Source organism: Cognatiyoonia sp. IB215182 (genome assembly GCF_033963905.1).
Classification (GTDB): domain Bacteria; phylum Pseudomonadota; class Alphaproteobacteria; order Rhodobacterales; family Rhodobacteraceae; genus Yoonia.
In genome coordinates, this window is record NZ_JAXBMB010000007.1 from 233,135 (window position 1) to 257,678 (window position 24,544).

At 59.4% G+C, this 24,544-nt stretch carries 24 protein-coding genes and 1 tRNA gene; 13 read left to right on the plus strand and 12 right to left on the minus strand.

Features of this window, described 5'->3' with window-relative positions; all coding sequences use genetic code 11:
• Positions 1–2 precede the first annotated feature (2 nt).
• Genes SLH47_RS16165 through SLH47_RS16180 form a run of 4 tightly spaced genes read left to right on the plus strand, consistent with a single transcriptional unit; the run spans position 3 to position 4,348 of the window.
• Positions 3–614: a 2-dehydro-3-deoxy-6-phosphogalactonate aldolase gene (locus SLH47_RS16165; protein ID WP_320240727.1), complete on the plus strand. Its 612-nt coding sequence runs from the start codon at positions 3–5 to the stop codon at positions 612–614.
• Positions 604–1,425: an SMP-30/gluconolactonase/LRE family protein gene (locus SLH47_RS16170; RefSeq protein ID WP_320240728.1), complete on the plus strand. Its 822-nt coding sequence runs from the start codon at positions 604–606 to the stop codon at positions 1,423–1,425. The genes SLH47_RS16165 and SLH47_RS16170 overlap by 11 nt, the downstream gene beginning before the upstream one ends.
• 47 nt (positions 1,426–1,472) lie before the next feature.
• The gene (locus SLH47_RS16175) at positions 1,473–3,377 is read left to right on the plus strand and encodes a beta-galactosidase (protein ID WP_320240729.1); all 1,905 of its coding nucleotides are present in this window, start codon (positions 1,473–1,475) and stop codon (positions 3,375–3,377) included.
• Positions 3,359–4,348, plus strand: coding sequence for an aldose epimerase family protein (locus SLH47_RS16180; protein WP_320240731.1), 990 nt, complete (start codon positions 3,359–3,361; stop codon positions 4,346–4,348). The genes SLH47_RS16175 and SLH47_RS16180 overlap by 19 nt, the downstream gene beginning before the upstream one ends.
• A gap of 71 nt (positions 4,349–4,419) precedes the next feature.
• On the opposite strand, the gene SLH47_RS16185 is transcribed toward SLH47_RS16180, so the two are convergent.
• The 3 genes from SLH47_RS16185 to SLH47_RS16195 all read right to left on the minus strand — a co-directional run bounded on the left by SLH47_RS16185 (position 4,420) and on the right by SLH47_RS16195 (position 6,422).
• Positions 4,420–4,953, minus strand: a complete 534-nt coding sequence (locus SLH47_RS16185) for an exopolysaccharide biosynthesis protein (protein WP_320240733.1) — start codon at positions 4,951–4,953, stop codon at positions 4,420–4,422.
• A gap of 128 nt (positions 4,954–5,081) precedes the next feature.
• Complete coding sequence (gene uraH, locus SLH47_RS16190; RefSeq protein ID WP_320240735.1) at positions 5,082–5,429, minus strand: hydroxyisourate hydrolase; 348 nt, start codon at positions 5,427–5,429, stop codon at positions 5,082–5,084.
• Between the two features lie 51 nt (positions 5,430–5,480).
• A complete protein-coding gene (locus SLH47_RS16195; protein WP_320240737.1) occupies positions 5,481–6,422 on the minus strand; it encodes a thermonuclease family protein in 942 nt (313 codons plus the stop codon).
• Between the two features lie 156 nt (positions 6,423–6,578).
• On the opposite strand from SLH47_RS16195, the gene SLH47_RS16200 reads away from it, so the two are divergent.
• From SLH47_RS16200 to SLH47_RS16220, 5 genes are all read left to right on the plus strand, one after another.
• On the plus strand, positions 6,579–7,967 hold the full coding sequence (locus SLH47_RS16200) for a cytochrome ubiquinol oxidase subunit I (RefSeq protein WP_320240739.1): 1,389 nt from the start codon (positions 6,579–6,581) through the stop codon (positions 7,965–7,967).
• 5 nt (positions 7,968–7,972) lie between these two features.
• Positions 7,973–8,983, plus strand: coding sequence for a cytochrome d ubiquinol oxidase subunit II (locus tag SLH47_RS16205; RefSeq protein WP_320240741.1), 1,011 nt, complete (start codon positions 7,973–7,975; stop codon positions 8,981–8,983).
• A 123-nt stretch (positions 8,984–9,106) separates the two neighbouring features.
• Positions 9,107–9,183 (plus strand) — tRNA-Met (locus SLH47_RS16210).
• A gap of 346 nt (positions 9,184–9,529) precedes the next feature.
• Entirely contained in the window at positions 9,530–10,453 is a 924-nt protein-coding gene (locus tag SLH47_RS16215; RefSeq protein ID WP_320240743.1) for a hypothetical protein, read from the plus strand.
• Positions 10,454–10,555: 102 nt separating this feature from the next.
• Positions 10,556–11,968, plus strand: coding sequence for an FAD-binding oxidoreductase (locus tag SLH47_RS16220; protein WP_320240744.1), 1,413 nt, complete (start codon positions 10,556–10,558; stop codon positions 11,966–11,968).
• 6 nt (positions 11,969–11,974) lie between these two features.
• Here the strand turns inward: SLH47_RS16220 and hemC are convergent, their stop codons facing one another.
• Positions 11,975–12,922: a hydroxymethylbilane synthase gene (hemC, locus tag SLH47_RS16225; RefSeq protein ID WP_320240745.1), complete on the minus strand. Its 948-nt coding sequence runs from the start codon at positions 12,920–12,922 to the stop codon at positions 11,975–11,977.
• Positions 12,923–13,016: 94 nt separating this feature from the next.
• On the opposite strand from hemC, the gene hemE reads away from it, so the two are divergent.
• Together hemE and SLH47_RS16235 are read left to right on the plus strand one after the other, a co-directional pair.
• Positions 13,017–14,051: a uroporphyrinogen decarboxylase gene (gene hemE, locus SLH47_RS16230; RefSeq protein WP_320240746.1), complete on the plus strand. Its 1,035-nt coding sequence runs from the start codon at positions 13,017–13,019 to the stop codon at positions 14,049–14,051.
• Positions 14,052–14,100: 49 nt separating this feature from the next.
• Complete coding sequence (locus tag SLH47_RS16235) at positions 14,101–14,478, plus strand: hypothetical protein (protein WP_320240747.1); 378 nt, start codon at positions 14,101–14,103, stop codon at positions 14,476–14,478.
• On the opposite strand, the gene hemF is transcribed toward SLH47_RS16235, so the two are convergent.
• On the minus strand, positions 14,475–15,353 hold the full coding sequence (gene hemF / locus SLH47_RS16240; RefSeq protein WP_320240749.1) for an oxygen-dependent coproporphyrinogen oxidase: 879 nt from the start codon (positions 15,351–15,353) through the stop codon (positions 14,475–14,477). The genes SLH47_RS16235 and hemF overlap by 4 nt on opposite strands.
• A 100-nt stretch (positions 15,354–15,453) precedes the next feature.
• On the opposite strand from hemF, the gene SLH47_RS16245 reads away from it, so the two are divergent.
• Positions 15,454–15,840 (plus strand): hypothetical protein, encoded by a 387-nt coding sequence (locus tag SLH47_RS16245; RefSeq protein ID WP_320240751.1) that lies wholly within the window; start codon positions 15,454–15,456, stop codon positions 15,838–15,840.
• Between the two features lie 5 nt (positions 15,841–15,845).
• Here SLH47_RS16245 and SLH47_RS16250 read toward each other — a convergent pair whose 3' ends face one another.
• The 3 genes from SLH47_RS16250 to clpS are packed head-to-tail and all read right to left on the minus strand — an operon-like array spanning position 15,846 to position 18,009.
• The gene (locus SLH47_RS16250; protein WP_320240753.1) at positions 15,846–16,652 is read right to left on the minus strand and encodes an SDR family oxidoreductase; all 807 of its coding nucleotides are present in this window, start codon (positions 16,650–16,652) and stop codon (positions 15,846–15,848) included.
• Positions 16,653–16,673: 21 nt separating this feature from the next.
• Entirely contained in the window at positions 16,674–17,645 is a 972-nt protein-coding gene (locus SLH47_RS16255) for a class I SAM-dependent methyltransferase (RefSeq protein ID WP_320240754.1), read from the minus strand.
• Positions 17,646–17,667: 22 nt separating this feature from the next.
• Entirely contained in the window at positions 17,668–18,009 is a 342-nt protein-coding gene (gene clpS / locus SLH47_RS16260; protein WP_320240756.1) for an ATP-dependent Clp protease adapter ClpS, read from the minus strand.
• 339 nt (positions 18,010–18,348) lie between these two features.
• On the opposite strand from clpS, the gene SLH47_RS16265 reads away from it, so the two are divergent.
• On the plus strand, positions 18,349–19,764 hold the full coding sequence (locus SLH47_RS16265; RefSeq protein ID WP_320240758.1) for a D-alanyl-D-alanine carboxypeptidase family protein: 1,416 nt from the start codon (positions 18,349–18,351) through the stop codon (positions 19,762–19,764).
• Positions 19,765–19,774: 10 nt separating this feature from the next.
• Here SLH47_RS16265 and SLH47_RS16270 read toward each other — a convergent pair whose 3' ends face one another.
• From SLH47_RS16270 to SLH47_RS16285, 4 genes are read right to left on the minus strand one after another with little or no spacing between them, the layout of a single operon-like run.
• Positions 19,775–20,242, minus strand: coding sequence for a hypothetical protein (locus SLH47_RS16270; protein ID WP_320240760.1), 468 nt, complete (start codon positions 20,240–20,242; stop codon positions 19,775–19,777).
• A 27-nt stretch (positions 20,243–20,269) separates the two neighbouring features.
• Entirely contained in the window at positions 20,270–21,868 is a 1,599-nt protein-coding gene (locus SLH47_RS16275; protein ID WP_320240762.1) for an ABC transporter ATP-binding protein, read from the minus strand.
• The gene (locus SLH47_RS16280) at positions 21,865–23,061 is read right to left on the minus strand and encodes an ABC transporter permease (RefSeq protein WP_320240764.1); all 1,197 of its coding nucleotides are present in this window, start codon (positions 23,059–23,061) and stop codon (positions 21,865–21,867) included. The genes SLH47_RS16275 and SLH47_RS16280 overlap by 4 nt, the downstream gene beginning before the upstream one ends.
• Complete coding sequence (locus SLH47_RS16285) at positions 23,061–24,542, minus strand: microcin C ABC transporter permease YejB (RefSeq protein ID WP_320240766.1); 1,482 nt, start codon at positions 24,540–24,542, stop codon at positions 23,061–23,063. Before SLH47_RS16285 ends, SLH47_RS16280 begins: the two co-directional genes overlap by 1 nt.
• Positions 24,543–24,544: the final 2 nt, after the last annotated feature.

Below are 24,544 nucleotides of genomic sequence, written 5' to 3' on the forward strand. Positions count from 1 at the left end.
CTATGTCACGCCCCCTGATCGCCATCCTGCGCGGTGTTACACCAGATGAGGCGGTACCGATCTGCGCTGCCCTCATCGAGGCTGGGATCACAAGGATTGAGGTGCCGTTGAACTCCCCCGATCCGTTCGACAGCATCAAGCGGATGGTCGACGAACATGGACAAGACGCGCTGATCGGCGCCGGTACGGTCTTGACGACCGACGATGTGGGCCGGGTCGCGCAGATGGGGGGCAAGCTGATCGTGTCGCCCAACTGCGACCAGCGTGTGATTGTCGCCACAAAGACAGCGGGCATGCAAAGCTGGCCGGGTGTGATGACACCCACTGAATGCTTTGAGGCGCTGAAATGGGGTGCCGACGGGCTCAAAATTTTCCCCGCCAGTCTGTTGGGGCCCGACGGGATCAAGGCGATCCGTGCGGTGCTGCCGCCAGGAACGCAGGTCTACGCCGTGGGCGGTGCGGGAGCTGACAACTTCGCGACATGGCTGGCGGCGAGCGCGGATGGTTTCGGTATCGGCTCGGCCCTCTACAAACCGGGCCTGTCCATGGCCGAGGTCGCGGTCCGCGCCAAGGACATGGTCGCCGCATATGATGAGGCCGCCAATGATCTTTGACGACACGCAATGCCAGCTTGGCGAAGGCCCGCTCTGGCATCCGGAGCGGGAGCAGTTGTTCTGGTTCGATATCCTCGGCCACAGGCTACACACGAAGGGCAAGCACTGGCAGTTTGACACGTATGTCAGCGCGGCTGGCTGGGTGGACCGCGACACGCTGCTGATTGCCTCGGCCCGCGCGCTGCATCGGTTCGACATTACTACGGGCGAGCATGTCGAACTCTGCCCGCTTGAGGCCGACAACAAAGTCACCCGCTCCAATGACGGGCGCGCCGACCCGCAGGGTGGTTTCTGGATCGGCACGATGGGGATCGAAGCCGAAGAGGGCGCGGGCGCGATCTATCGCTATTACAAGGGCGAACTGCGCCAGCTTTACGCGCCCATCACCATCAGCAACGCGATCTGTTTCGCACCTGACGGAAAGACTGCCTATTTCACCGACACACCGACGCAACAGATCATGCGTGTGGAACTTGATGCGGACGGCTGGCCCAGAGATGAGTCGCAATTGCATATCGATTTGACTGGCACTGATTTCCGCCCCGACGGCGCCGTGGTCGACACCGAAGGGAACCTCTGGAACGCGCAATGGGGCGCTGCACGTGTTGCCGGTTACGCGCCGGATGGCAGCTTCATCAAGGCCTACGACTTTCCGGCGCAGCAAACCTCCTGCCCCGCCTTTGGCGGTCCGGATCGCAACACACTTTACTGTACATCCGCCGCCGTCGGGCTTGACGGCCCGGATGAGGGCAAAACCTTCGCCGTCACCACAGATATCACTGGCCAGAAAGAGTATCGGGTTATCCTCTGACCCTGATTTGCCCTATCATCTCGCCAAAAATACTCAAAAGGACGACCATGAAACGCACGCTCGGCGTCTGCTACTATCCCGAACACTGGCCCGATTGTCAGTGGGCCGATGACGCCGCGCGTATGGTTGCAACCGGCCTGACCTGGGTCCGCATCGGCGAGTTCGGGTGGAGCCGGATGGAGCCCAGCCCCGGCACGTTCACATGGGATTGGCTCGACCGGGCGATCGAGGTTTTGGGTGAGGCCGGGTTGCAGATCATCCTTTGCACGCCAACCGCGACGCCGCCGCGCTGGATGGTGGATAAGCATCCCGACATGCTGGCGGTCGACGCTGAAGGCCGCCCGCGCAAATTTGGCTCGCGTCGTCACTACGATTTCAGCCATCTGGGCTATCGCGACGAATGCCGCCGGATCGCGCGGCTGATGGGCGAACGTTATGGGAAGAACCCCCATATTGCTGCGTGGCAGATCGACAATGAATATGATTGCCATGAAACGACGCTCAGCTATTCGGACACCGCGCGGAAAGGGTTTCAGGACTGGCTCGCACAGAAATACCAATCGACCGACGCGCTCAACCGTGCCTGGGGCAATGTGTTCTGGTCGATGGAGTATGACAGTTTCGACCAGATCGACCTGCCGAACCTGACGGTCACCGAGCCGAACCATCCTCATCAACTGGCCTTCCGGCGCTATAGTTCAGATCAGGTTGTCGCCTTCAACAAGGTGCAGGTGGATGAGTTGCGCAAGCATACCGACGCCCCGCTGATCCACAATTACATGGGCCGGATCACGGCCTTTGATCACTGGAAGGTGGGCGCGGATCTCGACATCGCGTCGTGGGATAGTTACCCGATTGGCTTTCTTTCAGATCGGCTCGAAGGCTCCTCAGAACAAAAGAAAAAATTCCTGCGGCAAGGGCATCCTGACATGCAGGCCTTTCATCACGACCTTTATCGGGCTGTGGGCAAGGGACGGCTTTGGGTCATGGAGCAACAGCCCGGCCCGGTGAACTGGGCGCCCTACAACCCCGCCCCCCTGCCCGGCATGGCGCGGCTTTGGGCGTGGGAGGCGTTTGCCCATGGTGCCGAAACGGTCTGCTATTTCCGCTGGCGGCAGGCGCCCTTTGCGCAAGAGCAGATGCATGCGGGGCTCTTGCGGCCCGACAACGCGCCCGCCCCGGCGCTCGAAGAGGCCCGCCAAGTCGCCGATGAGATCGCCGGGTTGCCGGAGGTTGGGACAGCGCAAGCGCAAGCGGCGCTGGTTTTCGATTACGAAAGCGCCTGGGCCTGGGACGCGCAACCGCAAGGTGCGGATTTCGAGATGTTCCGCCTTGCCTTCGCCGCCTATCGCGCGTTGCGGCGCCCAGGGCTCAACGTCGATATCCTGCCGCCCGACACAAGCGACCTTGCACCCTACAAGCTGGTGCTTGCACCGGGTCTCATGACGCTGACTGATGAATTCCGCAGAGCGCTCAGCACGTTCAAAGGCATCGCGCTGATCGGTCCACGCAGCGATACAAAGACCAACGAACTCGCCGTCAAAGTGCCTCTCGGCCCGGACCTGCCGAACCTTGATATCAGCGTCGCCCTGACGGAGAGCATTCCGCCCGATGACACCATACCGCTGGAGGGTGAGGGACAATTCCTGCATTGGTTCGAGCATCTGGAAGGCGATGCCACGACATATCTGAGTACCGGGACAGGCCAACCAGCGATCATCGGGAATGACAACCTGCGCTATCTGGCCGGATGGCCGGATGATGCAACCTTCGACAGGATCATCCGTGACCTCTGCAGCACGCTCGCTATCGACACGCACAACCTGCCTGACGGGCTGCGCATCCGCGATACGATGACACATCGCTTCGTCTTTAACTACGCACCAACTGCGTTGAATTGGCAGGGCACGACGATCAAACCTGCGGGCGTGCATTGGGAAGCCTTGGCGTGACGCCATTTGGCACGACCGTGGATGGCAGGAAGGTCCACAAGATCACCCTGACCGCCGGCAATCTGACCGTCAGCCTTCTGACTTACGGTGCGATCCTGCAGGACTTGCGTCTGGACGGCATTGATCACCCGCTAACACTGGGCTCTGACCTTTTGTCCGACTATGAGGGCGCCATGTGCTATCACGGGCCCTTGATCGGCCCGGTGGTTAACCGGATCAGCAATGCCCGCGCGCGCATTGACGGGATGGTCTACGAACTGGAACGCAATGAGAAAGGCAGGATTCACCTGCATTCCGGCGTCAAAGCTGCACAGCATCAGGTGTGGAATGTCGAGACCGTCAGCGATGATAGCCTGACTCTGGGTCTGGCCCTGCCGGATGGGATGTGCGGCTTGCCGGGGAACCGCCAGATCACTGTGACATACACACTCACCCCGCCCGCAACACTGACCATGCACATCACCGGGACAACAGATGCCCGGACGCTGATGAACTTTGCCAATCACAGCTACTGGAACCTGGACGGCACCGACACCTGGGCGGGCCACAGGCTGCAGATCGCTGCTGATCGTTATCTGCCGAGCACGCCCGATGATTACCCGACAGGAGAAATCGCGGGGGTTACAGACACTGCGATGGACTTTCGCGAGGCCCAGCAAATCAACCCCGGCGCGCCAAATCTGGACCACAATTTTTGTCTGTCCGAAACGGATGAAGCGTTGCGCGATGTTCTTTGGTTGCAGGGGCAAAGTGGTGTGAACATGACGGTCGGGACGACCGCCCCGGGTATTCAGATCTATGACGGGCGCGCGGCACAACGCCCAGGGCAAAAGTTCTATGAAGGACTGGCCATTGAGGCGCAGCATTGGCCGGACGCGCCCAACAACCCACACTTCCCATCCATCCTGCTGGCGCCGGGCGAGACTTACCAGCAAACCACGCGTTGGACGTTCTCAGGGCCCGGAGCCTAGCGCTGGTTTTAAGACCTTCCCCGCAGGGAAGACGTACGCTCGCTTAAGTCTTTGCTAATTCATGCATTTGTTCAGAGCAGCCATGCCACACCCAAACCGGCGCCGATGCAGGCAACAAGAGCCAGAGCCACCACCACACCATCCCCTGCCGTCAGGCCAAGACCAAAGAGAAGGACCGGAACGCAAAGAATGAATGGCAGTCCTGGGATCGCGCCGACGATAATCATCGTGCCGGAAATCATCAAAAGCACGACCGCGATCGCAGTCAGAGCAAGCTTGTTGTGGACCAAGAACTGGGCGCGTGGATGCATCAGGCGGCCAAGTCGGTCAAAAATCGGCGCAGCCCTGTCCAACCCTGCGCGCAGCATCTGCGCATTGATCATGATCCGACCCACGCGACCGGGAACGGAAACGCCCTGCCCACCGACCAGCATCTCAAACGCGGTCAGGGAGATCAGGATACCGATGATTGAGGGCATGAAGGGCAGCATGCCGGTAGGGAGCATCATCAGACCCGCGAGGGTCAGGATGATCGGCCCATGACCCCGCGCGCCCAGGATTTTCAGAATTTGGGCGACCGAAACCTGCTCTTTATCCGCAGCCATGAGGCTGAGCGCATGATGCAATCCTGACAGACCAGGAGGTGAATGGCGAAAAAGTAAGTCGATTTTGGCCTCCACCGACATTGCTCGCGTGCAATCTGGTCTGCCTTCATGAAACGCAGATGACGGTGTCAGCTTCCGCGATAGGTCGAGAAACTGAATGGCGAGACCAGGAGCGGCACGTGATAATGCGAGGTGGCGTCATTGATCCCGAACCGGATGGGGATGTCATCAAGGAATGTCGGATCACCGCTGTGACCGAAATAGGCGCCGGCCTGAAAGACCAGTTCGTAGCGTCCGACAGCAAAATGCTCTTTTGGCAGGATCGGCGTATCGGTCCGGCCATCGGCATTGGTCTGCATCTTCGCTAGATGCGTCCGTGTATCACCCTCAAGCCGGTAGAGGTCGATGACCATCCCGGCGGCGGGCACACCATTTGCGGTGTCAAGAACATGTGTTGTCAGAAACCCTTGCGCCATCTGCTGCCCCTTTCGTTGCCAGCGCCAGAAAGGGACAGCGTGCCGCCACTGTCAAGCAAGCGGAGCCGCGCCGGCTGGCAGATCCGTGATCTGATCGGGTGAAGTCACGATGATCTCGGGCGTTCCGTTTTCATCGGGAAACATCTTGGTCGGACCGGTCACATAGGCATAGCTGCGGCGCGGCTGGCTTTCGCCGTCGGGGCGATAGCGCGTCAGGATCAGCCGCATCACATCGGCCCCGCTCTCGGTATTTCCACCCGGAATGAACAACGAATAGGGCTGCGAGAGTGAGCCGGTGGAAAAGATGATATGGTCCGAGCCTGCCGGGCGGAAGTCGCGCAGTTCCATGAAGACCGTTGCGGTGCCTTCGGCCTTCGCAATCTCGACCAGTTCGGCATAGTCGAGGCGCGTGTTCAGCAAGCCAAGATCGGGCTGGGCTAGTTTCAGCCTGCGATATTCCTCGATGATCCGGCCCCGCAACTCCCACCAGGACGACAGAAACCCATAATCGCGCAAAACCGAACCGTTATTGGCGATCTGATCCCAGATCCCAAGGCCCGCCGACTGAGCCTGACGCTCGGCCCCGGTGTAGCGGGCGTGACGGTCGTCGCCTTGCGCCCGGCCATATTTGACGAAGTAGGGCGAAAGCCCCTCGCGGATCATCAGTTCCTGAAAATCGGTGCCATCGGCAAGGTTTAGATAGGTCAGAAGACGCCCGAAATTGCCGCGATATTTCTCAAGTGCTGCCTCCAGCGGTTCAGTACCCGGCAAGGTCACCGTTACATCATCGCACTCCGCAAAGAGCACCTTTGCACGGTCCGAGGCGACACGGCCCAAGGGCGTGACGGGTTTGGTGCCGGGTGAGACCTCTTCGGTATCAAGGGCAAGAATACGCAGGCTTTCGCTGTTTTCATCATCTGGCTTGAGGAAAACACGCAGCGTATCGCCGTCGACAACGCGGTCCACCCGCGCGGTGAAATTGGTAAAATCCATCATCAAAATCCTTTGGTTCAACAGTTCAACCATAGCATGAATTTGTGACAATTTCTTGAGACTTCGCCGACCCGCGCCTTGCTGTCGCACCGGGATGAAGCCCGGCGACAGGCGGCTATATGTGATTTGACAAAGACAAGACGATTGAGGCCCGGCATGGAAACCCTGCTGCTGTCGCGGATCCAATTTGCGGCGAATATCTCATTTCACATCCTGTTCCCGACGATCACCATCGCCTTGGGCTGGGTGCTGCTCTACTTCAAGATCCAGTACAATCGGACGAAGCAAGAACGCTGGATGGAGGCCTATCGCTTCTGGGTCAAAATCTTCGCACTGTCCTTCGCGATGGGCGTCGTCTCGGGGATCACGATGTCGTTCCAGTTTGGCACGAACTGGCCCGGTTTCATGGAAACGGTGGGAAACATCGCGGGGCCGCTTTTGGCCTATGAGATCATGACGGCCTTCTTTTTGGAGGCCGTGTTCCTCGGCATCATGCTGTTTGGCTTCAGCCGTGTGCCGAACTGGCTGCATACCGGGGCGACGTTCCTTGTAGCCTTCGGCACGATGATGTCGGCGTTCTGGATCATCGTCCTGAATTCCTGGATGCACACCCCGCAAGGCTTTGAAATGATTGACGGTGTGGCCCATGCGACCGATTGGTGGGCGATTATCTTCAACCCATCGATGCCCTACCGCTTTACCCATATGGTGCTGGCAAGCTTCCTGACCGTCAGCTTCCTAATCGCGGGTGTCAGCGCCTTCCGCTGGCTCATCGGTGGGCGCACCGAAGGGGTGCGGGTGGCGCTCAAGACCGGTGTCTTCATGGCGGCACTGCTGATCCCGGTGCAGATCTTTGTGGGCGATATGCATGGGCTGAACACAAAGGAATATCAGCCCGCCAAAGTCGCCGCGATGGAGGGCAATTGGGAGACGGATACCGGTGTGCCGCTGATCCTGTTCGCCATTCCCGATGAAGAGGCGCGCGAAAACCGCTTTGAGATCGGTATTCCCAACCTCGCATCCTTCATCCTGACCCATGAGTGGGACGGTGAGGTACAGGGGCTGAACGATTTTGTCACCGAGGATGGTGAGGTGCTGCATCCGCGTGTGGCCCCGGTCTTCTGGTCTTTCCGCGTGATGGTGGGAACCGGACTGCTCATGCTGCTGGTCAGTTGGACCGCAACCTACATGATCCTGCGCCGCAAACGCGGGGTGGAGGGGCTGCCGAAACCGATGCTTTACGGCCTCATCGGGATGAGCTTCAGCGGCTGGGTCGCCACACTTGCCGGCTGGTACACTACCGAGATCGGGCGCCAGCCGTGGCTGGTACAGGGCGTGATGACAACGAAAGAGGCGGTGGCCGATGTGCCTGCGCCGCTGGTCCTGTCATCTCTGATCGCCTATCTCGCGATCTATGCGGTGCTGCTGATCGCCTATATCTACGTGATCTTCTTCCTTGCCCGCCGTATGTCGCGTGGGGAGCCGATTGAACCCAATGTCCCCCAATCCGAGGCCGCCATCACTCGTGCGGTTCCGGCGGAGTAACGCAGATGTATTATTTCGGCGATCCAGAGATTTGGCTGCCCTTCGTCTTTGCCGCACTGATGGGGGCCTCGATCCTCATCTATGTGGTTCTGGACGGGTTTGACCTTGGGGTTGGCGTGTTGTTTCCATTCGCGGAGGCGGATGAAAAGGATCGCATGATCGCCTCAATCGGGCCGTTCTGGGATGCGAATGAAACATGGCTGGTGCTGGCCATTGGCCTCATGCTTGTAGCCTTTCCGGCAGCACACGGTGAGATCCTGACGGCGCTTTACCTGCCTGTCACAATCATGCTGATCGGGCTGATCCTGCGCGGGGTCGCGTTCGAGTTTCGAGCGAAAGCCCCCGCCCCGCATAAACGGGCTTGGAACAACGCGTTCTTCGCGGGCTCTCTGATGACATCGCTCAGCCAGGGCTTCATGCTGGGCATGTATGTGATGGGGCTGGAATGGACGTGGCTGAATACTGGTTTTGCGGTGCTGACAGCCGTTTTCCTGACAGTGGGATACAGCTTTATCGGCGCCACATGGGTGATCCACAAGACGGATGAACATCTGCAGCGCAAGGCGGTGGACTGGGCCAAGGGCGGCATTTGGGGGCTGGTGCTTGGCATCGGCGCAATTTCACTGGCCACACCCTTTGTGAGCGCGCGGATCTTTGACAAATGGTTCAGCTGGCCCGAGGCGCTTTATCTGGCGCCCTTGCCGATTCTGTCGGGACTTCTCGTCGTCTGGCTGTGGTCAATGCTGCGCCGCATGCCATTCGCAGAGGACCGTTATTCCTGGCTGCCCTTTGCGGCCGCAACAGCCCTGTGGGTATTGGCCTTTGCGGGCATGGCGTACAGCTTTTACCCTTACGTGGTGCCTGAACAGTTGACGATCTACGAGGCGGCGAGCGCGCCAGAGAGCCTGTTTATCATCCTGATCGGGACATGCGTCGTGTTGCCAACAATCATGGGATACACGATCCTCGCCTACACGGTGTTCCGGGGAAAGGCGACCGAGCTGCGCTATGACTGATGCAGATGAGCACAAACACCCATCCTGCGGGACATTGCGTAGCGCCGCTGATTTCCTGCGTCACAAAACCCAGAATCGGTTTGACAGCACTGCACCCTTTGCGTAATCGGGCGTGCGTGGTGCGGCGCGGTAGCTCAGCTGGTTAGAGCGCGCGACTCATAATCGCGAGGTCGGGAGTTCAAGTCTCCCCCGCGCCACCAAAACACAAGCTCCGCACATATTCGCAACGTTCCAAATAGCAGCGGGCCCGACTTTGGGCGTTTGCTGCGCAAGCCACCTTGAGTCGGGAGTTCAAGTCTCCCCCGCGCCACCAAAACACATGCTCCGAACACATTCGCAACGTTTCAAATAGCAGCAGGCCCGACTTTGGGCGTTTGCTGCGCCAGCCACCTTGACTGGGGAGTTCAAGTCTCCCCCGCGCCACCAACCTCATCCCATCGTTGGGCGGTGACACAAGAGCCTTGAAGTCCCCCAAGGTCAGGCTTGTTCCTGCCTTATTTGCCGCCTAGCTCCCTCCCATTAACGATTTGGTAACGAGGACCAAAAATGAAAAGAATCTTGGGCACTGCAGCATGTGCTGTGGCGTTGACGGCGGTAGAAGCAATGGCGGATAGCACCGCAACCCGCAACATGATCTTCGAAGGAGACCTTTCCTTTGGGCAGATTTCGCGTAGCGGAACTGCCGTTAACTCCTCTGGTTCGCCGCTGGCCGAAATTGAGGATGTTACGACATTTGCGATCAGTGGACTTGCCGCTGTTCCACTTGGGCAAAACCTGCTAGCACAGATCGAAATTGATGTTGAGGGTACCGATTATCCATCCACGGTTGGCGGTGACGAGGCAAACGATACCTACGACGCCAGCGGCAATCTTGGTCTGCAATTCGGCTACCAGTTCAATCAGGGCTATGTCGGTGGTTTTGCTGGTGTGGGTGAAGTCGACAGCTCTGATACCGACGGTGAGCAGGACGCGGACTACACCATCGCTGGTCTCGGTGGACAATGGGCCACTGGCGACTGGTTGCTTGGTGCGCAGGTCGGACAATTCGACAGCGAGGCAGAGGACCCCGAAGTACCCTCTGACGTCACATTTGGCCGCATTATCGGGCAACGCTTCTTCAATAACGGGCAGTCCAAACTGCTGCTTGATGTCGCATTCGCCGAGGGTGAACAAGACGCGGACAGCGACACGCCGGACGAGATGGAATTCACTCGCTACGGTATGGAGTTTGAACAGATGCTCGGCATCGACATGTTCGGCGGCACAACATCGGTATATGGATCGGCCTACCACCTCGACATCGCCGAAACTGATGAAGATGGCGATATTGATCGTGCCAATGATCTGAGCGTCGGGCTTGGCATGCGCATTCGCTTTGGCGCAAGCAACCTGCAGGACCGGGCGCTGGGTACTGCACCTGACTTGCCAGATGTGGCACGCTGGATCGGCGCGACGCCGGTCGTCGACTAAAACAATCTAGTCCCGCGCGTATCATTCTTGCGCGCGGGCATTTTCCCTTTTGTCCCCGATTATTTACAGGTAGTTTTTCAGCCAAGAAGACGGGGAGTGAGCATGTCGGTACTGGGCCAGCTGCGCGACGCAATCGGTGAGGAGAGTATCCTGACCGGCGATGATGCAGCACCTTATGGCAAGGACTGGACGGGAGCGTATACCTCAACACCATTGGCGGTGTTGCGGCCCAAAACCACGCAAGACGTCTCTGAAATCCTGAAGATCGCACATGCAACGGGGACACCCGTTGTACCGGTGTCCGGACGAACCGGCTTGACCGGCGCGACGCTGGCACAAAATGCGCTGATGCTGTCGGTTGAGCGTCTCAATGAAATTACCGAGATTAACGTTGCCGGGCGTACGGCCACGGTGGGTGCGGGTGTGATCCTGACCAACCTGCACGATGCGGCGGAGGAACATGATCTGATCTTTCCGCTGACGCTCGGCGCGCGCGGTTCTGCAATGATCGGCGGGCTCTTATCCACGAATGCGGGCGGGTCAAACGTGGTGCGTTATGGCAGCACAAGGGGCCTCTGTCTGGGACTGGAGGTCGTGATGGCCGATGGCCGCATCATGAACCTGATGAGCGCTTTGCACAAAGACAATTCCGGCCTTGATCTGCGCAATCTGATGATCGGCGCCGAAGGCACGCTGGGTGTGATTACGGCAGCGGTTCTGAAGCTTGAGCCAAAACCGCAGGCCTATGCAACGGCCATGGTGGCGGTTCCCAGCCTGGAAGATGCACTGACGCTTTTGCACAAGCTGCAGGATGTCACGGGCGGCGGGGTCGAGGCATTCGAATACATGCCGCGCAGTTATATGGAGAAGCACCACGCGTTGTTTCCCGATTTTCCACCAGCGTTCGAGCAAGGCTATGACGTGAATGTCATGATCGAAGTGGCCGCAATTACGCTGGCAGATGCAACACCCGATGAAAGCGGGCAGGTTCCGGTTGTTGCCCTTCTGGAGCAAACATTGGGCCAGATGCTGGAAGATGGTGCGGTGCTTGACGCCGTCATCGCCCAGAATGAGGCGCAGCGTCGCACCATGTGGAAACGGCGCGAGGATGCGGGCGAAGTCGCCTTCTTCGGCGGGGTTTTAGTCAACACGGATGTCGCGGTCCCGGTCGATAAGGTGGCCGCTTTTGAAGAGAAGCTGACGCCGCGTGTAAAGGCGATTGATCCTGACGCGACAGAGGTGATGGTCGCGCATCTCGGTGACGGCAACATTCATCACACCAGCTACATCAGCCGCAACGATCCTGACGCGAAAGATGCGCTTGTTGCTGCCGTCGAAGACGTGGTGCAGGAGTTAGGCGGCTCGTTCAGCGCCGAGCATGGCATCGGCGTCTCAAAGCTTGAGACGATGAAACGGCGGAAGGACCCGGTCGCACTTGATGCAATGCGCGCCATCAAGATGGCGCTTGATCCGCGCAACATCCTGAACCCCGGTAAGGTCATTCCGTCTGCGTGACGCCCCTTAGGCGGTGACAGCAAAGAAATCGGGACCTGCTTGTTTCAGCAGCCCGTCCGCCATGGCCCGTCCGATCTCGGCCCCATCCTCGACCGCACCGCTGATATCGTCGGCCAAGACCTCTGCCCCGTCGGGCCGCAGGATCTCGCCCCGCAGCCGCAGTGATCCACCCGAAAGCTCGGCCAAGCCGCCAATCGGCGTCTCGCAAGAGCCGTCAAGGCCGCCCAGAAGCGCGCGTTCGGCCTGCAGTCTTTGGCCGGTCTCTTTGTGATGTATGGCCGCCAAAAGATCGGCGGCGCGGGTGTCATTCAGGCGCCGCTCAATCCCGATGGCGCCTTGTGCGATGGCGGGCAGCATCTCATCAGGGTCAATCGGGTAATAGGGCACATCGTCCATCCCCAGCCGCCGCAGACCGGCGGTTGCGAGGAATGTCGCGTCAGCTACGCCGTCGCCCAGCTTTTTCAGACGGGTCTGCACATTGCCGCGAAACTCCACTACCCGCAGGTTTGGAAAACGTGCGGCGAGCTGGGCGCGCCGGCGGGTTGATGAGGTGCCAACCACCGCGCCATCAGGAAGCGCCGAAAGGCCATCAAACTTGAGCGACACAAATGCGTCGCGCACATCCTCACGTGGCAGAAACGTATCGAGGATCAGACCGCCGGGTTGTTCTACGGGCATATCTTTCGTCGAATGCACCGCGATATCGATGGAGCCGTCAAGCAACGCCTCTTCGATCTCGCGCGTAAAGAGCCCTTTCCCGTCGATCTCGCGCAATGGCTTGTCAAGAATCTGATCCCCGGTCACCTTGATCACGCAAATCTCGAACGCTTCGTCGGGCAGATCAAAGGCGGTCATGAGCCGGTCTCGGGTCTCATGCGCTTGGGCCAATGCCAGCGGAGAGCCGCGCGTGCCAATTCTGAACGGGTTCTTGGGGGTGGGCAGATGCATTGTCATGACGTGATTGTTAGACCTGTCAACCTAGCCTGACAACTCCCTTGACAACATCTTCTGCAATTGGGACCACAGGACTGATAAAAAAGGACATTCCATGGCGCAGCAAAAGACGATCCTGAGGGCCCTCGCGGGTGAAACCCTTCCCACGCCACCCATCTGGATGATGCGTCAGGCGGGCCGGTATCTGCCGGAATACAAGGCAACGCGAGCCCAGGCCGGGGATTTTCTATCGCTTTGCTACAATCCAGAACTTGCCGCTGAGGTCACGTTACAACCGATCCGGCGTTACGGCTTTGATGCTGCGATCCTGTTTGCCGATATCCTGTTGTTGCCACAGGCGCTTGGTGCGGAATTGTGGTTTGTCACAGGCGAAGGCCCGCGTCTGACGCCGATCACGACGGCGGACGAACTCGCCGAACTGAAGATTGTTGACGACATCCACGAGACACTGCGCCCGGTTTATGAAACTGTGCAAATCCTGTCGCGCGAATTGCCTGCGGAAACCACGCTGATCGGTTTTGCCGGCGCGCCATGGACCGTAGCGACTTACATGATCGCCGGGCGCGGCACACCGGATCAGGGCCCGGCCCATGCCCTCAAGGCCGAAAACCGCCCCGTCTTTGAAGGGATCATTCACCGGCTGACGGAGGCCACGATTGAGTATCTGTCGATGCAGATCCAGGCCGGAGCCGAAGTCGTCAAACTGTTCGACAGCTGGGCGGGTTCATTGCAGAGGGATGACTTTACCGAGTTCTCAATCCATCCGATGCAGCGCATCACCCACGCGATCAATGACAGGCATCCCGGCATCCCCGTCATCGTCTTTCCACGCGGTGCGGACCATCGCTACGCCGGTGTGCACCGCGCAACGGGCGCCAATTGTGTGGCACTTGATGACGGGATCGATGCAGCCTGGGCGGCAGAGCATGTGCAGATCGACGGCTGTGTGCAGGGCAACCTCGCCTCATCGCATATGGTCACCGGCGGGCAGGCGCTGGTTGACGAGACCAAGCGCATTTGTGACGCCTTTCGCAAGGGCCCGCATATCTTCAATCTTGGCCACGGGATCACGCCGGATGCCAACCCCGACCATGTGCAATTGATGATCGACACCGTACGCGGGTCCTAGTTTTGCCGCATTGCTGCGTCAACCTGCCGTCACCAATCGGGAGATGGGTATGCCATTGACCTTTCGCCTTCTGTTTCACGGCATCCGCAGTTTGTGGGTGGCGGCTTTGCTGGCGCTCATCGCCTGGTTGACGCTGGTGCCAGCGTCACAAGCGGAACGCGCGGCGTTGGGCAATGATCCTTTGGCACGAACGTCATTCGCCTTGTCGCAGATGCGGATCGCACGCATCGTCGTCCATTTCGCACCGGAACGCGCGGCAAACCTGCTGAGCCGGGCCAGCGGTGGTGACATCTCGCCCGAATTGGCGGGGATGTTGCTGCGAGATATTGCGCGGAACAATACCCAGGAAAACCCTCAGTTCGAGGTGGTAGGGACAACGAGCAACACCCGTTCTGTCGGTGGCGCCAAGTTCGTGACGGTGGATTAGACCCACTTCGCCAGCGGCGGCAGGCTCATCAGTACAGCGTTTGCATCGTGGCCGGTGGCGAGGCCGAACTTCGTGCCGCGATCATAGACAAGATTGTATTCGGCATAGAGGCCGCGATGGACCAACTGTGTGTCCTTGTCCGCCTCGGTCCACAGCGTATCCCGCCGCTTTTCGACGAGGGGCACATAGGCGGGCAAGAACGCGCGACCAATATCCTGGGTGAGCTTGAAATCCGCCTCCCAATCTCCGGTGCAGTAATCATCCATAAAGATGCCACCCACCCCGCGCGCACGATGGCGGTGGGGGATGAAGAAATACTCATCCGCCCAGGCCTTGAGCTTGGGGTAGTGATCTGATCCATGCGGGTCGAGATGCGCCTTCTGCGTGGCGTGAAAATGCGCGGTGTCGTCATCGTATTCGATGCAGGGGTTCAGGTCGGACCCGCCGCCGAACCACCAGGCATGCGGTGTCCAGAACATGCGGGTATTCATATGAACGGCGGGGACATGCGGGTTTTGCATATGCGCGACAAGCGAGATGCCAGAGGCCCAGAAACGCGGGTCATCCGCCATGCCGGGCACGCCGCGTGCCGCCATCGCCTTTTGCGCAGCATCGCCCAGCTCACCATAGACGGTTGAGACATTGACGCCGACCTTTTCAAAGACGCGTCCGCCGCGCATCACGGACATCAGGCCACCGCCCGCATCACCGCCATCGGGTGCGGCGCGCTTGGTCTCAGAGACCTCAAACCGGCCCGGTTCACCTTCGCCCTGATGGCTGTCTTCCAGACCCTCAAAGGCCGCAACAATCTCGTCCCGCAGGCTCCGAAACCACTGCGACGCCTGGCTTTTCTCTGCCTCAAACCCGTCTGACATGCCCACCCTTTATGCCCTGATATTGAATAACACGGTGTGTTAGCTTTCGTGCACCATACTGATCATGCTGTGATGATCCATACCAAACCCGGAGAATGCGATGCGCCCTGCCTTTATCATTTTGCCTGTCCTGGCCCTGGCCGCCTGCGCCACACCGCGCGAGGAATGCATCGCGGACGCGACGCGGGACACAAAGGTTCTGTCACAGCTGATCAACGAGACACAGGCCAATCTGGCCAGAGGCTATGCGATTGAGGAACGTCAGGACGTGCGCACCTTGCAGCGGAGTTGCCGTGGCAAGAATGATGACGGCTCCACATTCTTCTTCCCATGCAATGAGACCGAGACGTTCACAACAACGGTACCCGTTGCGATTGATTTACGGGCAGAGCAAGCCAAGCTGGAATCGCTGCAAGAGCGGTTCACGCTGGCGCAAGCAAGCTCTGACCAGGCGGTTCTCCAGTGCATCGCCATTCACCCAGAGTGACAGGCTTAGTGCACCGCCACATCAGCCGGGTCGATCAGCGTACGGCCCCCGTCAACGGTGATAATCTGGCCGGTCACGAAGGATGACGCGTCCGAGGCCAGATACTGCACCGCATCGGAAACCTCGCCTGCACTGGCGATCCGGTTGAGCGGTGTATTTTCGACAATTGCCTCGCGCGCGTCGTCCTGATCCTTCAGCGATCCCTTGAGGCTCGCGCTCATCACGCTGCCGAAGGCAACTGCATTGACGCGAATACCTTTGGGCGCAAGCGAAACGGCCATGGAGCGTGTCATCTGATCCAGCGCCGCGGAACTCACTGAATAAGCCAGAAGATCGGGATGGGTGCGGCGGGCCGCGATGGAACTGAGGTTTACGATGGAACCGATTGGTCCATCAGGTGTTCCATCACCGGCCTGTTTGATCATCTTGCGCGCAACGGCCTGACTGACCCGCATGGCCGTCAACGTGTTCTGCTGTAAAAGCTCTTCGACACTGTTGTCTTCGGGATCAAGCGGATCGGTGGTCATGACCTGGCGGGCCGCGTTGACCAGGATATCGACCCGCTCAAACGCATCGATGGTTGTGGACAAGAGATTGGCAATGGTCAGCTTCTTGCGCAGATCACCCGCGAAGATGCGCACATTTTCTTCCTTTTTGGCTTCTTCGCCCATTTCGTGGCAAAGCGCCTTCTCATCCATATCGACAAAAACGACATTGGCACCCTTGCTGACAAAGTGCCGCCCGATGGCGAGGCCAACACCATTTGCCGCGCCCGTGACGACGGCGGTTTTGCCAGAGATTGAAAATGACATGGGGTTGCTCCTATTGACCGCTCAGCGCTGGGGCCGGGTCGCATGAAAGATCTTGAAGGCACCATTGCCGCCAATGATGTCTACATTGCGGAAACATTCGGTCATCGTTGCTTCATACGGCAAATGACGGTTTGCCACCATCCAGAGCTTGCCATGCGGCGCCAAAAGGCGCGCAGCCGCCTGAATGAAGCGCCGCCCAAGCGATGGATCAGCCGCGCGACCGTTATGGAAGGGCGGGTTCATGACGATGCCGCCATAGGGCGGATCGGCGGTGAAATGCGTGGCATCGGCCCAATGAAATTGCGCGCGGCCGTCGGTAACATTCAGCCGCGCGCAATCGAGGGACAGGGCCTCGGCCTCAATCAGGTCGATGGACTGGATGCCGTCGCGGGTGAGTGCCGCTTGCGCCAAATACCCCCAGCCCGCGCCAAGGTCCGCCATGCGCGCAGGCAGCTTTGCGGGCAGTAGATCGGCCAACAGTGCCGAACCTGCATCAACCGCCCCGTCCGAGAACACACCTGCGGTTGTGAAAAACCCATGCAGCCCCTTGGCGGGCGGTGGTGCGGCCCAATCTGCGAAGGCGTCTGTGGCCGGAAACCAGAAGAGCCGCCCATGCGCTTTGGTGATGGAGGGCAAGTCCCCCAAGACGGCGCGGCAGGATTTAAAAAGGCTGTCGACGCCGTCCGTCTTTTGCCCATCTACGATGACAAATTCGGCTGTGGCACAAGCCTCTGCAATCATGGCGCGGGCCAGCGCCTTGGCACGCGGCACGACGACCATGGCCGTCGCAGCCGGGCCGAGGCTTTGGGAGACCTCAAAACCCGCCCCCTGCCAGGCGGCATGATCCGGATAGAAGCCGTGAACGATCTGCAGACAGTCGCGCGGCAATGCCGCGACATCATAAGTCGCAGGAGGGCGCATCAGGGCAATGTTGCCGTTTGGCAACGTGATACTGCCATCATCAAGGGCGCTGCTGAGACGGGATTGCGACATCAGTCAAGAAAGCGGCGTGCCGCTATTCTTTCTCCATCGTGCATTGCAGGGGGTGTTGGTGGCGTTGCGCAAAGTCCATCACTTGCGCCACTTTCGTTTCTGCTATTTCGTGGCTGAAGACACCCACAACCGCCACACCTTTTTTGTGAACGGTTAGCATCAATTCAAAGGCTTGCGCGTGCGACAGCCCGAAAAACCGCTCCAACACATGCACGACAAATTCCATCGGCGTGAAATCATCGTTTAAAATCAGAACCTTGTACATCGGCGGACGTTTTGTCTTGGGCTTTGTTTCCAGCACGACTCCGACGTCACCGTCATCCGCGTCGTCTTTTCCAGCCATCATGTAAACCGTCGATTGCATATAGCATCCTTGAATCCGATGGGCCTATATATAAGGCACAGGACTTTTGTGAAAACCCCATCCTTCTCACAAAGCCGCGGTGTCACTTTCAGGGGCAAATCGCGCTTTTTGTGGCATCTGTTCCAGCGACAACGAAATCTTGCGTCTACACTTCAGAGTCAGCGCCAAAGTCTTTGAAATTGGGGTATTTTCTGAAAATCAGACTTATGTTAGCGTAACGTCATAACAATAAGGCCACCGGAAAAATTCGGGGCCATTGAGGCAGAAAAAGAGGCAAGCGACGTGGCAAGTCGTTCGGGACAGGTGGCCCTGCAGGGTCTATTTCTTTGTGTATTGTTGATGTCATTGATGCTCGCGCCGATCAGGGCGGGCAGCGCGCCTTATGCGGCCATGGTGATGGATGCGCGTACCGGTGAGGTTTTGCATTCGCGCAATGCCGACACGCGGCTGCATCCCGCATCGCTGACCAAGATGATGACGCTTTACATCGCGTTTCAGGCGGTGCAGAGGGGCGAGATCTCGCTTGATACGCCGGTGACGATTAGCCGGTTGGCCGCGTCAGAGCCGCCGTCGAAGCTGGGCTTGCGGCAGGGGCAAACGATCCGTCTGCGGTTCTTGCTGCGTGCAGCAGCAGTGAAATCGGCCAATGATGCCTCGACCGCCATTGCCGAGGCGATATCGGGCTCAGAAGAAGCCTTTGCCACACGCATGAACCGCACCGCTCGGGCGATGGGGATGCGCAACACAACCTTTCGGAATGCCCACGGGCTAACGCAATCGGGCCATCTCTCGACAGCAAGAGATATGTCGATCCTGGGGCGGCACGTGATCTACGATTTCCCCCAATACTATAACCTCTTCTCGCGTCGTTCGGCTGATGCGGGCATTGCGACCGTGCGCCACACAAACCGCCGTTGGCTGGATGCCTATGAAGGCGGCGACGGCATCAAAACGGGTTACACACGTGCGGCAGGTTTCAATCTGGTTGCCTCTGCCCAGCGCGGGCAGGAGCGGATCATTGCAACTGTCTTTGGCGGATCATCAACAGCCGCGCGAAATGCGCGGATCACGGAACTGATGGATATGGGCTTTAATCGCGCGCCGTCACGCGCAACGATCCGCCGGCCCAACCCACCTGTTGCGATGCTCTCGAGCAACAGCGGCAACAGCGGTGGCGCCATTCCGGGCGGCAAGATTGTTCGGGTCAATGGGCTGGTCGCAACCAGCATGCGCCCCATCGCCAGACCTTTACCCCAGGCGCCTGAGCCGGAAGCGCTCGTTGCCGCCGTCGATACAGACAGCATCGATGCGGTGTTGGCGAGCGCCGTTGATGCGGCCGTGGCCGAGGCGCTTGGCGCATCCGCCCCGGCCGAGACTACAGCCGTCGCGACGGCCACGCCTGCGGTAACACCCGCAACGCGCCCGGCTGAAACGGTGGTGGCTGCCGCGGCACCCCCACCGCCCCCTGTCGTCAACACCGAACCCGAAGTGGTAACCCGGATTTCCACGTCTGGCGGACGGCATTGGGGCGTGAATGTGGGCCGCTACAACACGCGTTACGATGCCGAACGGGTGCTCTTGCGAGTTGCCCTGAACGAGATGAGCTCGCTCGACGGGGCATTGCGCCGGGTCGTGCAACGCTCTGGCGGGTTTGATGCAAATTTCATGGGTCTCACGCGCGAGGGCGCAGATCTGGCCTGCCGCAGGCTGCAGGCACGCGGGACGACGTGTTTCATGATTGGCTCGGATAGCTAGACCACCCGCACTAGAAACGCGGATCGTTGAAATCCTTGGCAATCAGGTGCCGCCATCGCCGCTGGCGGTGCCGATAAAAGATTTGAGCAAAGGCCACTATGAAGGGCGTGAACAGCCCGGCCTCAATCTCGACCCGGTCTGTGTAGCGGGTGCCGCCATCCTCCGGCGCGATTGAGATCAGATGGTCCCAGCGCTTGATGATCGCACTGCGGCCATTATCGCGAATAAGGCGCTCATCCCTTTCCGCTGGCGGATGCGACAGGCCGATGATCTGACGCCCGACCGGCAGAACGCCCAAAAACCACATGCGCACGGTGTAATCCCGCGGCGTCCACCGCTCTGGAAATTGCGGAGGATCAATGGGTGTGAAGTGCAGGATAGGACGCGCCACGAATTGCAGCAGGCGTGGCTTTTGCAGCGCGTCCCAAACCTGATCTGGAGAGGCGTCAAAATGGGTTGAGATTTCAACGATCGGCATCTGAAGGTCCCAGATGATTGCGCGCCCCTACGCCACCTTTCCATCAAAGGCGGCAGCCATCAACGCCTTCGTATATTCGGTCTGTGGCGCGTCAAAGATTGCATCGGCATCGCCCGCCTCGACCACGTCCCCCTGCTTCATCACCATCACCTTGTGCGACAGCGCGCGCACGACTTTGAGGTCATGGCTGATAAAGAGATAGGCAAGCCCGTGCCGCTGCTGCAATTCGCGGAAAAGGTGCACGATCTGCACCTGAACCGTCATATCCAACGCGCTTGTCGGCTCATCCAGGATCAGCAGTTTCGGGCGCAGGATCATGGCGCGCGCGACCGCGATGCGCTGGCGCTGGCCGCCTGAAAACTCGTGCGGATATCGATCCATCAGGGACGGATCAAGCCCGACCTCCTGCAAAATCTCCGCCACCATGTCGCGTCGGTTGCGGCCAGGATCAATATCGTGCACGCCCAAGCCCTCAGCGACGATCTCGGCCACCGTCATGCGTGGGCTGAGCGATCCGTACGGGTCCTGAAACACGATCTGCATATCACTGCGGAGGGGGCGCATCTGCCGCTGATTGAAGCCCTGAATTTCCTGGCCCTGAAACACGATGCGCCCTTCGGACTGGATCAGTCGCATCACGGCAAGCGCCAGCGTCGTCTTGCCCGACCCGCTTTCGCCGACCACGCCCAGCGTTTCGCCCGCGCGCAATGTCAGCGTGGCCTGATTGACGGCCTTCACATGCCCTACCGTGCGCCGCAGCAGCCCGCGCTGGATCGGGAACCAGATCTTCGCATTATCCGTCTCCAGCACCACTGGCGCGTCGGGTTCAACGGGGGCAGGTCCGCCCGCCGATTCCGAGGCCAGGAGCATTTGTGTGTAAGGGTGCTGCGGGCTGCCGAAAATCTGATCGGTTGCGCCGCTTTCGACAATCTCACCATCCTTCATCACACAGACTCGGTCGGCGATCTTGCGGACAATGGTCAGGTCATGGGTGATGAACAGCATCGACATGCCCTCATCACGTTTCAACTCGGCAAGAAGGTCGAGGATCTGGGCCTGGATCGTGACATCGAGGGCGGTCGTCGGCTCATCCGCGATCAAGAGGTCTGGTCCGTTAGCAAGGGCCATGGCGATCATGACGCGTTGTCGCTGCCCGCCCGAAAGTTGGTGCGGATAAGATGTCAGCCGGTTATCAGCGTCCCGGATGCCGACACGGTTCAAAAGCTCAATAATGCGGTTCCGCAAAGCGGCGCCGCGTAGGCCCTGATGCAGTTCAATGCTTTCGGCCAGTTGCTTTTCAATCGTGTGGAGCGGGTTGAGCGATGTCATCGGCTCTTGAAAGATGAAGCTGATATCGTTGCCCCGGACGCGGCGCAAAGTGGCGGTATCTGCGCCCACCATCTCCTGCCCCTGATAGCGGATGGAACCGGCCATGACGGCGCTGTCGCCCAGCAATTGTACGGTGGACAGCGCGCTGACGGATTTGCCAGACCCGCTTTCGCCCACAATCGCGACCGTCTCACCCTTGTTGATCTGAAACGAGATGCCGCGCACCGCATGGGTCGTGGCACCATCCTGTCGGAAAGCCACGCGCAGGTTGCGGACGTCCAGAACCGTGTCACTCATCTGGCATCGGTCCCGGTCTTAGCGAGCGGCATCTCGGCCTCAAATACGGTCTGGTCAATGACAGCATCGCCATCCGCTACGAACGTCTTGCGCGGGTCGAACGCGTCGCGCACGCCTTCGAAGATGAACACGAGCAGCGACAACATGATCGCAAATGTAAAGAACGCGGTGAAGGCGAGCCACGGGGCCTGCAGGTTCTGTTTGGCTTGCAGCGTCATCTCACCCAAAGACGGTGCTGACGATGGCAAACCAAAGCCCAGGAAGTCGAGTGCTGCGAGCCCGCCGATTGCGCCGGTGATCAGGAAGGGCAGCATGGTCAGCGTGGCAACCATCGCGTTGGGCAGCATGTGCCGGAACATGATCACGCGATCACGCACGCCCAACGCCTTGGCCGCCCGCACATATTCCAGATTGCGCGCGCGCAGGAACTCGGCCCTGACCACCCCGACCAGGGCGGGCCAGCCGAACAGCACTGTCAGGAAGACAAGGAGCCAGTAACTTCGCCCCACAATCGCAAAGACGATGATGATGACGTAAAGTGACGGCATGCCGTTCCAAATCTCGATAAAGCGCTGGAACAAAAGGTCGGTCCAGCCACCGAAATAGCCCTGCACCGCTCCCGCCATGATCCCGATGATCGAGGCCGCGATTGTGACGGTCAGCGCGAAGGTCACCGATAATCGGAAACCATAGATGACCCGCGCCATGACGTCGCGCTTGGTGTCGTCGGTGCCCAGCCAGTTATCCGCAGAGGGGGCCGACGGCGCGACCCCGCGCACATCAACGATCGTGTTGTAGGAATAGGGAATGATCGGCCAGAGCATCCACCCTTTCTGAAAATCACCCTCAAGCACCTCACCCGCTTGCGCCGCAGCGATCAGGCCCTCAGGGTCGTCAAAACACGCCTCAAGCCCGCCGGTGATGATCAGACAATCAACCTCAACCTCGCCATAGCCTGCCTCGGTTGGGAAATCGCCGCCAAAGTCGCGCTCGGAATAGAAGGAAAAGATCGGCATGCGGATCTCGCCGCGGTAGCTGACGGCGATGGGCTTGTCGTTGGCGATGAACTCCGCCATCAGCGAGAGGCCAAACAGCACACCAAAGATGATGAGCGACCAATAGGCGCGTTTGTTGCGCTTGAAATTGCGCAGGCGGCGCTGGTTGAGGGGGGAGAGGAACGGACGACGCGCCATCAGTTTCGCGCCTCGAAATCAATGCGAGGGTCGATCAGGACGTAAGTGAGATCGGTGAGGATCCCCACGATCAGCCCGATCAGCGAAAAGGCAAAGAGCGTGCCGAACACAACCGGATAGTCCCGCGCCACCGCCGCCTCAAACCCCAGACGCCCCAAGCCATCGAGCGAAAACAGCGTCTCGATAATCAGCGAGCCACCGAAGAAAACACCGATGAACAATGCCGGAAAGCCTGAGATCACGATCAGCATCCCGTTGCGGAAGACGTGGCCGTAAAGGACGCGCGCCTCGGACAGGCCCTTGGCGCGGGCGGTCATCACGTATTGCTTCTTGATCTCGTCCAGGAAGCTGTTCTTGGTCAGCAGAGTGAGTGTTGCAAAGGCGGCGATGGTCGAGGCCACGACCGGCAGCGTGATGTGCCAGAAATAGTCGCCCACCCTTCCGAATAACGCGTTGCTGGGGACCGAAGCCATGCCCGTCGGCACTGCTGGGATAAGCCCCGTCACCAAAGCCAAACCGACGACGATCAGCCCCCCGATCAGGCCCATGATCGTGACGCAGACCAGCCAGGGATCAATCCTGTTCTTGTGGGCATCATCGGGGCGTGCGGCCAGCGCGCGATGCGCGGCCCAAAACCCGCCTGCGGCCACGATCATCGGCACAACCACATGCGCGCGGTCCGACCCGAAGGTCTGGCCAGAGATCAGTGCAGCGACGAGCCCCGCGCCTGCCACGCCAAGGAAGCCGCCCAAACCGTAGCCAAGGCGTGGGCGCAGCGCCTTTGCCGCCACAAAGGCCGCGGCCAGCATCGCCAGCATCCATGGCAGGTAAAGCGCAAAGCGCCCCAGCCATGTCATCGCCTCCCAGTCGGAAGAGGTCAGGCCACGCAGCGGGAAGATGCGGAAATAGGAGCCGCCCGCGAAAAGCACGATCAACAGGATCGCGAAAAGAAAACCCGGTATGGCGTAGCCGACGATGATGGCACCCGATGTCCAGGTGTCAAATGGCGTGCCGTCGCGCACGGCCTTTTTGATGCCCAGGGGGATCGAGACCAGATAGGCGATGAGGGTGGACCATAGCCCCAGTGTGATCGAGACCGGCATCTTTTCGATCACCAGATCAAACACGCTGATCGAGCGGAAATAGCTTTCGCCAAAATCAAAGCGGATATAGTCCCACATCATGTTCAGGAACCGCTCAAGTGGGGGTTTGTCAAAACCGAATTCCCGCTCAAGCTGTTCGATGAACTCAGGTGGGAGACCGCGTGCACCGATATAATCGCTGTCCAGATCGCTTTCGATCTCTGCATCACCAGCGCCACCGGCAATCGCTTCAAAGACATCACCCTGCCCTTCGAGATTGGCCAATATCTGCTGGATCGGACCGCCAGGCACAAACTGTATCAGGGCGAAATTGACGATCATGATCCCCAGCAAGGTGGGGATCACAAGCAGCAATCTGCGAAGGATATAGGCGCCCATGA

Coding starts and splice junctions, on each gene's coding strand:
- SLH47_RS16165 (WP_320240727.1), top strand. CDS start 3: ATGTCACGCCCCCTGATCGCCATCCTGCGCGGTGTTACACCAGATGAG.
- SLH47_RS16170 (WP_320240728.1), top strand. CDS start 604: ATGATCTTTGACGACACGCAATGCCAGCTTGGCGAAGGCCCGCTCTGG.
- SLH47_RS16175 (WP_320240729.1), top strand. CDS start 1,473: ATGAAACGCACGCTCGGCGTCTGCTACTATCCCGAACACTGGCCCGAT.
- SLH47_RS16185 (WP_320240733.1), bottom strand. CDS start 4,953: ATGGCTGCGGATAAAGAGCAGGTTTCGGTCGCCCAAATTCTGAAAATC.
- uraH (WP_320240735.1), bottom strand. CDS start 5,429: ATGGCGCAAGGGTTTCTGACAACACATGTTCTTGACACCGCAAATGGT.
- SLH47_RS16195 (WP_320240737.1), bottom strand. CDS start 6,422: ATGGATTTTACCAATTTCACCGCGCGGGTGGACCGCGTTGTCGACGGC.
- SLH47_RS16200 (WP_320240739.1), top strand. CDS start 6,579: ATGGAAACCCTGCTGCTGTCGCGGATCCAATTTGCGGCGAATATCTCA.
- SLH47_RS16205 (WP_320240741.1), top strand. CDS start 7,973: ATGTATTATTTCGGCGATCCAGAGATTTGGCTGCCCTTCGTCTTTGCC.
- SLH47_RS16215 (WP_320240743.1), top strand. CDS start 9,530: ATGAAAAGAATCTTGGGCACTGCAGCATGTGCTGTGGCGTTGACGGCG.
- SLH47_RS16220 (WP_320240744.1), top strand. CDS start 10,556: ATGTCGGTACTGGGCCAGCTGCGCGACGCAATCGGTGAGGAGAGTATC.
- hemC (WP_320240745.1), bottom strand. CDS start 12,922: ATGACAATGCATCTGCCCACCCCCAAGAACCCGTTCAGAATTGGCACG.
- hemE (WP_320240746.1), top strand. CDS start 13,017: ATGGCGCAGCAAAAGACGATCCTGAGGGCCCTCGCGGGTGAAACCCTT.
- SLH47_RS16235 (WP_320240747.1), top strand. CDS start 14,101: ATGCCATTGACCTTTCGCCTTCTGTTTCACGGCATCCGCAGTTTGTGG.
- hemF (WP_320240749.1), bottom strand. CDS start 15,353: ATGTCAGACGGGTTTGAGGCAGAGAAAAGCCAGGCGTCGCAGTGGTTT.
- SLH47_RS16245 (WP_320240751.1), top strand. CDS start 15,454: ATGCGCCCTGCCTTTATCATTTTGCCTGTCCTGGCCCTGGCCGCCTGC.
- SLH47_RS16250 (WP_320240753.1), bottom strand. CDS start 16,652: ATGTCATTTTCAATCTCTGGCAAAACCGCCGTCGTCACGGGCGCGGCA.
- SLH47_RS16255 (WP_320240754.1), bottom strand. CDS start 17,645: ATGTCGCAATCCCGTCTCAGCAGCGCCCTTGATGATGGCAGTATCACG.
- clpS (WP_320240756.1), bottom strand. CDS start 18,009: ATGCAATCGACGGTTTACATGATGGCTGGAAAAGACGACGCGGATGAC.
- SLH47_RS16265 (WP_320240758.1), top strand. CDS start 18,349: ATGTCATTGATGCTCGCGCCGATCAGGGCGGGCAGCGCGCCTTATGCG.
- SLH47_RS16270 (WP_320240760.1), bottom strand. CDS start 20,242: ATGCCGATCGTTGAAATCTCAACCCATTTTGACGCCTCTCCAGATCAG.
- SLH47_RS16275 (WP_320240762.1), bottom strand. CDS start 21,868: ATGAGTGACACGGTTCTGGACGTCCGCAACCTGCGCGTGGCTTTCCGA.
- SLH47_RS16280 (WP_320240764.1), bottom strand. CDS start 23,061: ATGGCGCGTCGTCCGTTCCTCTCCCCCCTCAACCAGCGCCGCCTGCGC.
- SLH47_RS16285 (WP_320240766.1), bottom strand. CDS start 24,542: ATGGGCGCCTATATCCTTCGCAGATTGCTGCTTGTGATCCCCACCTTG.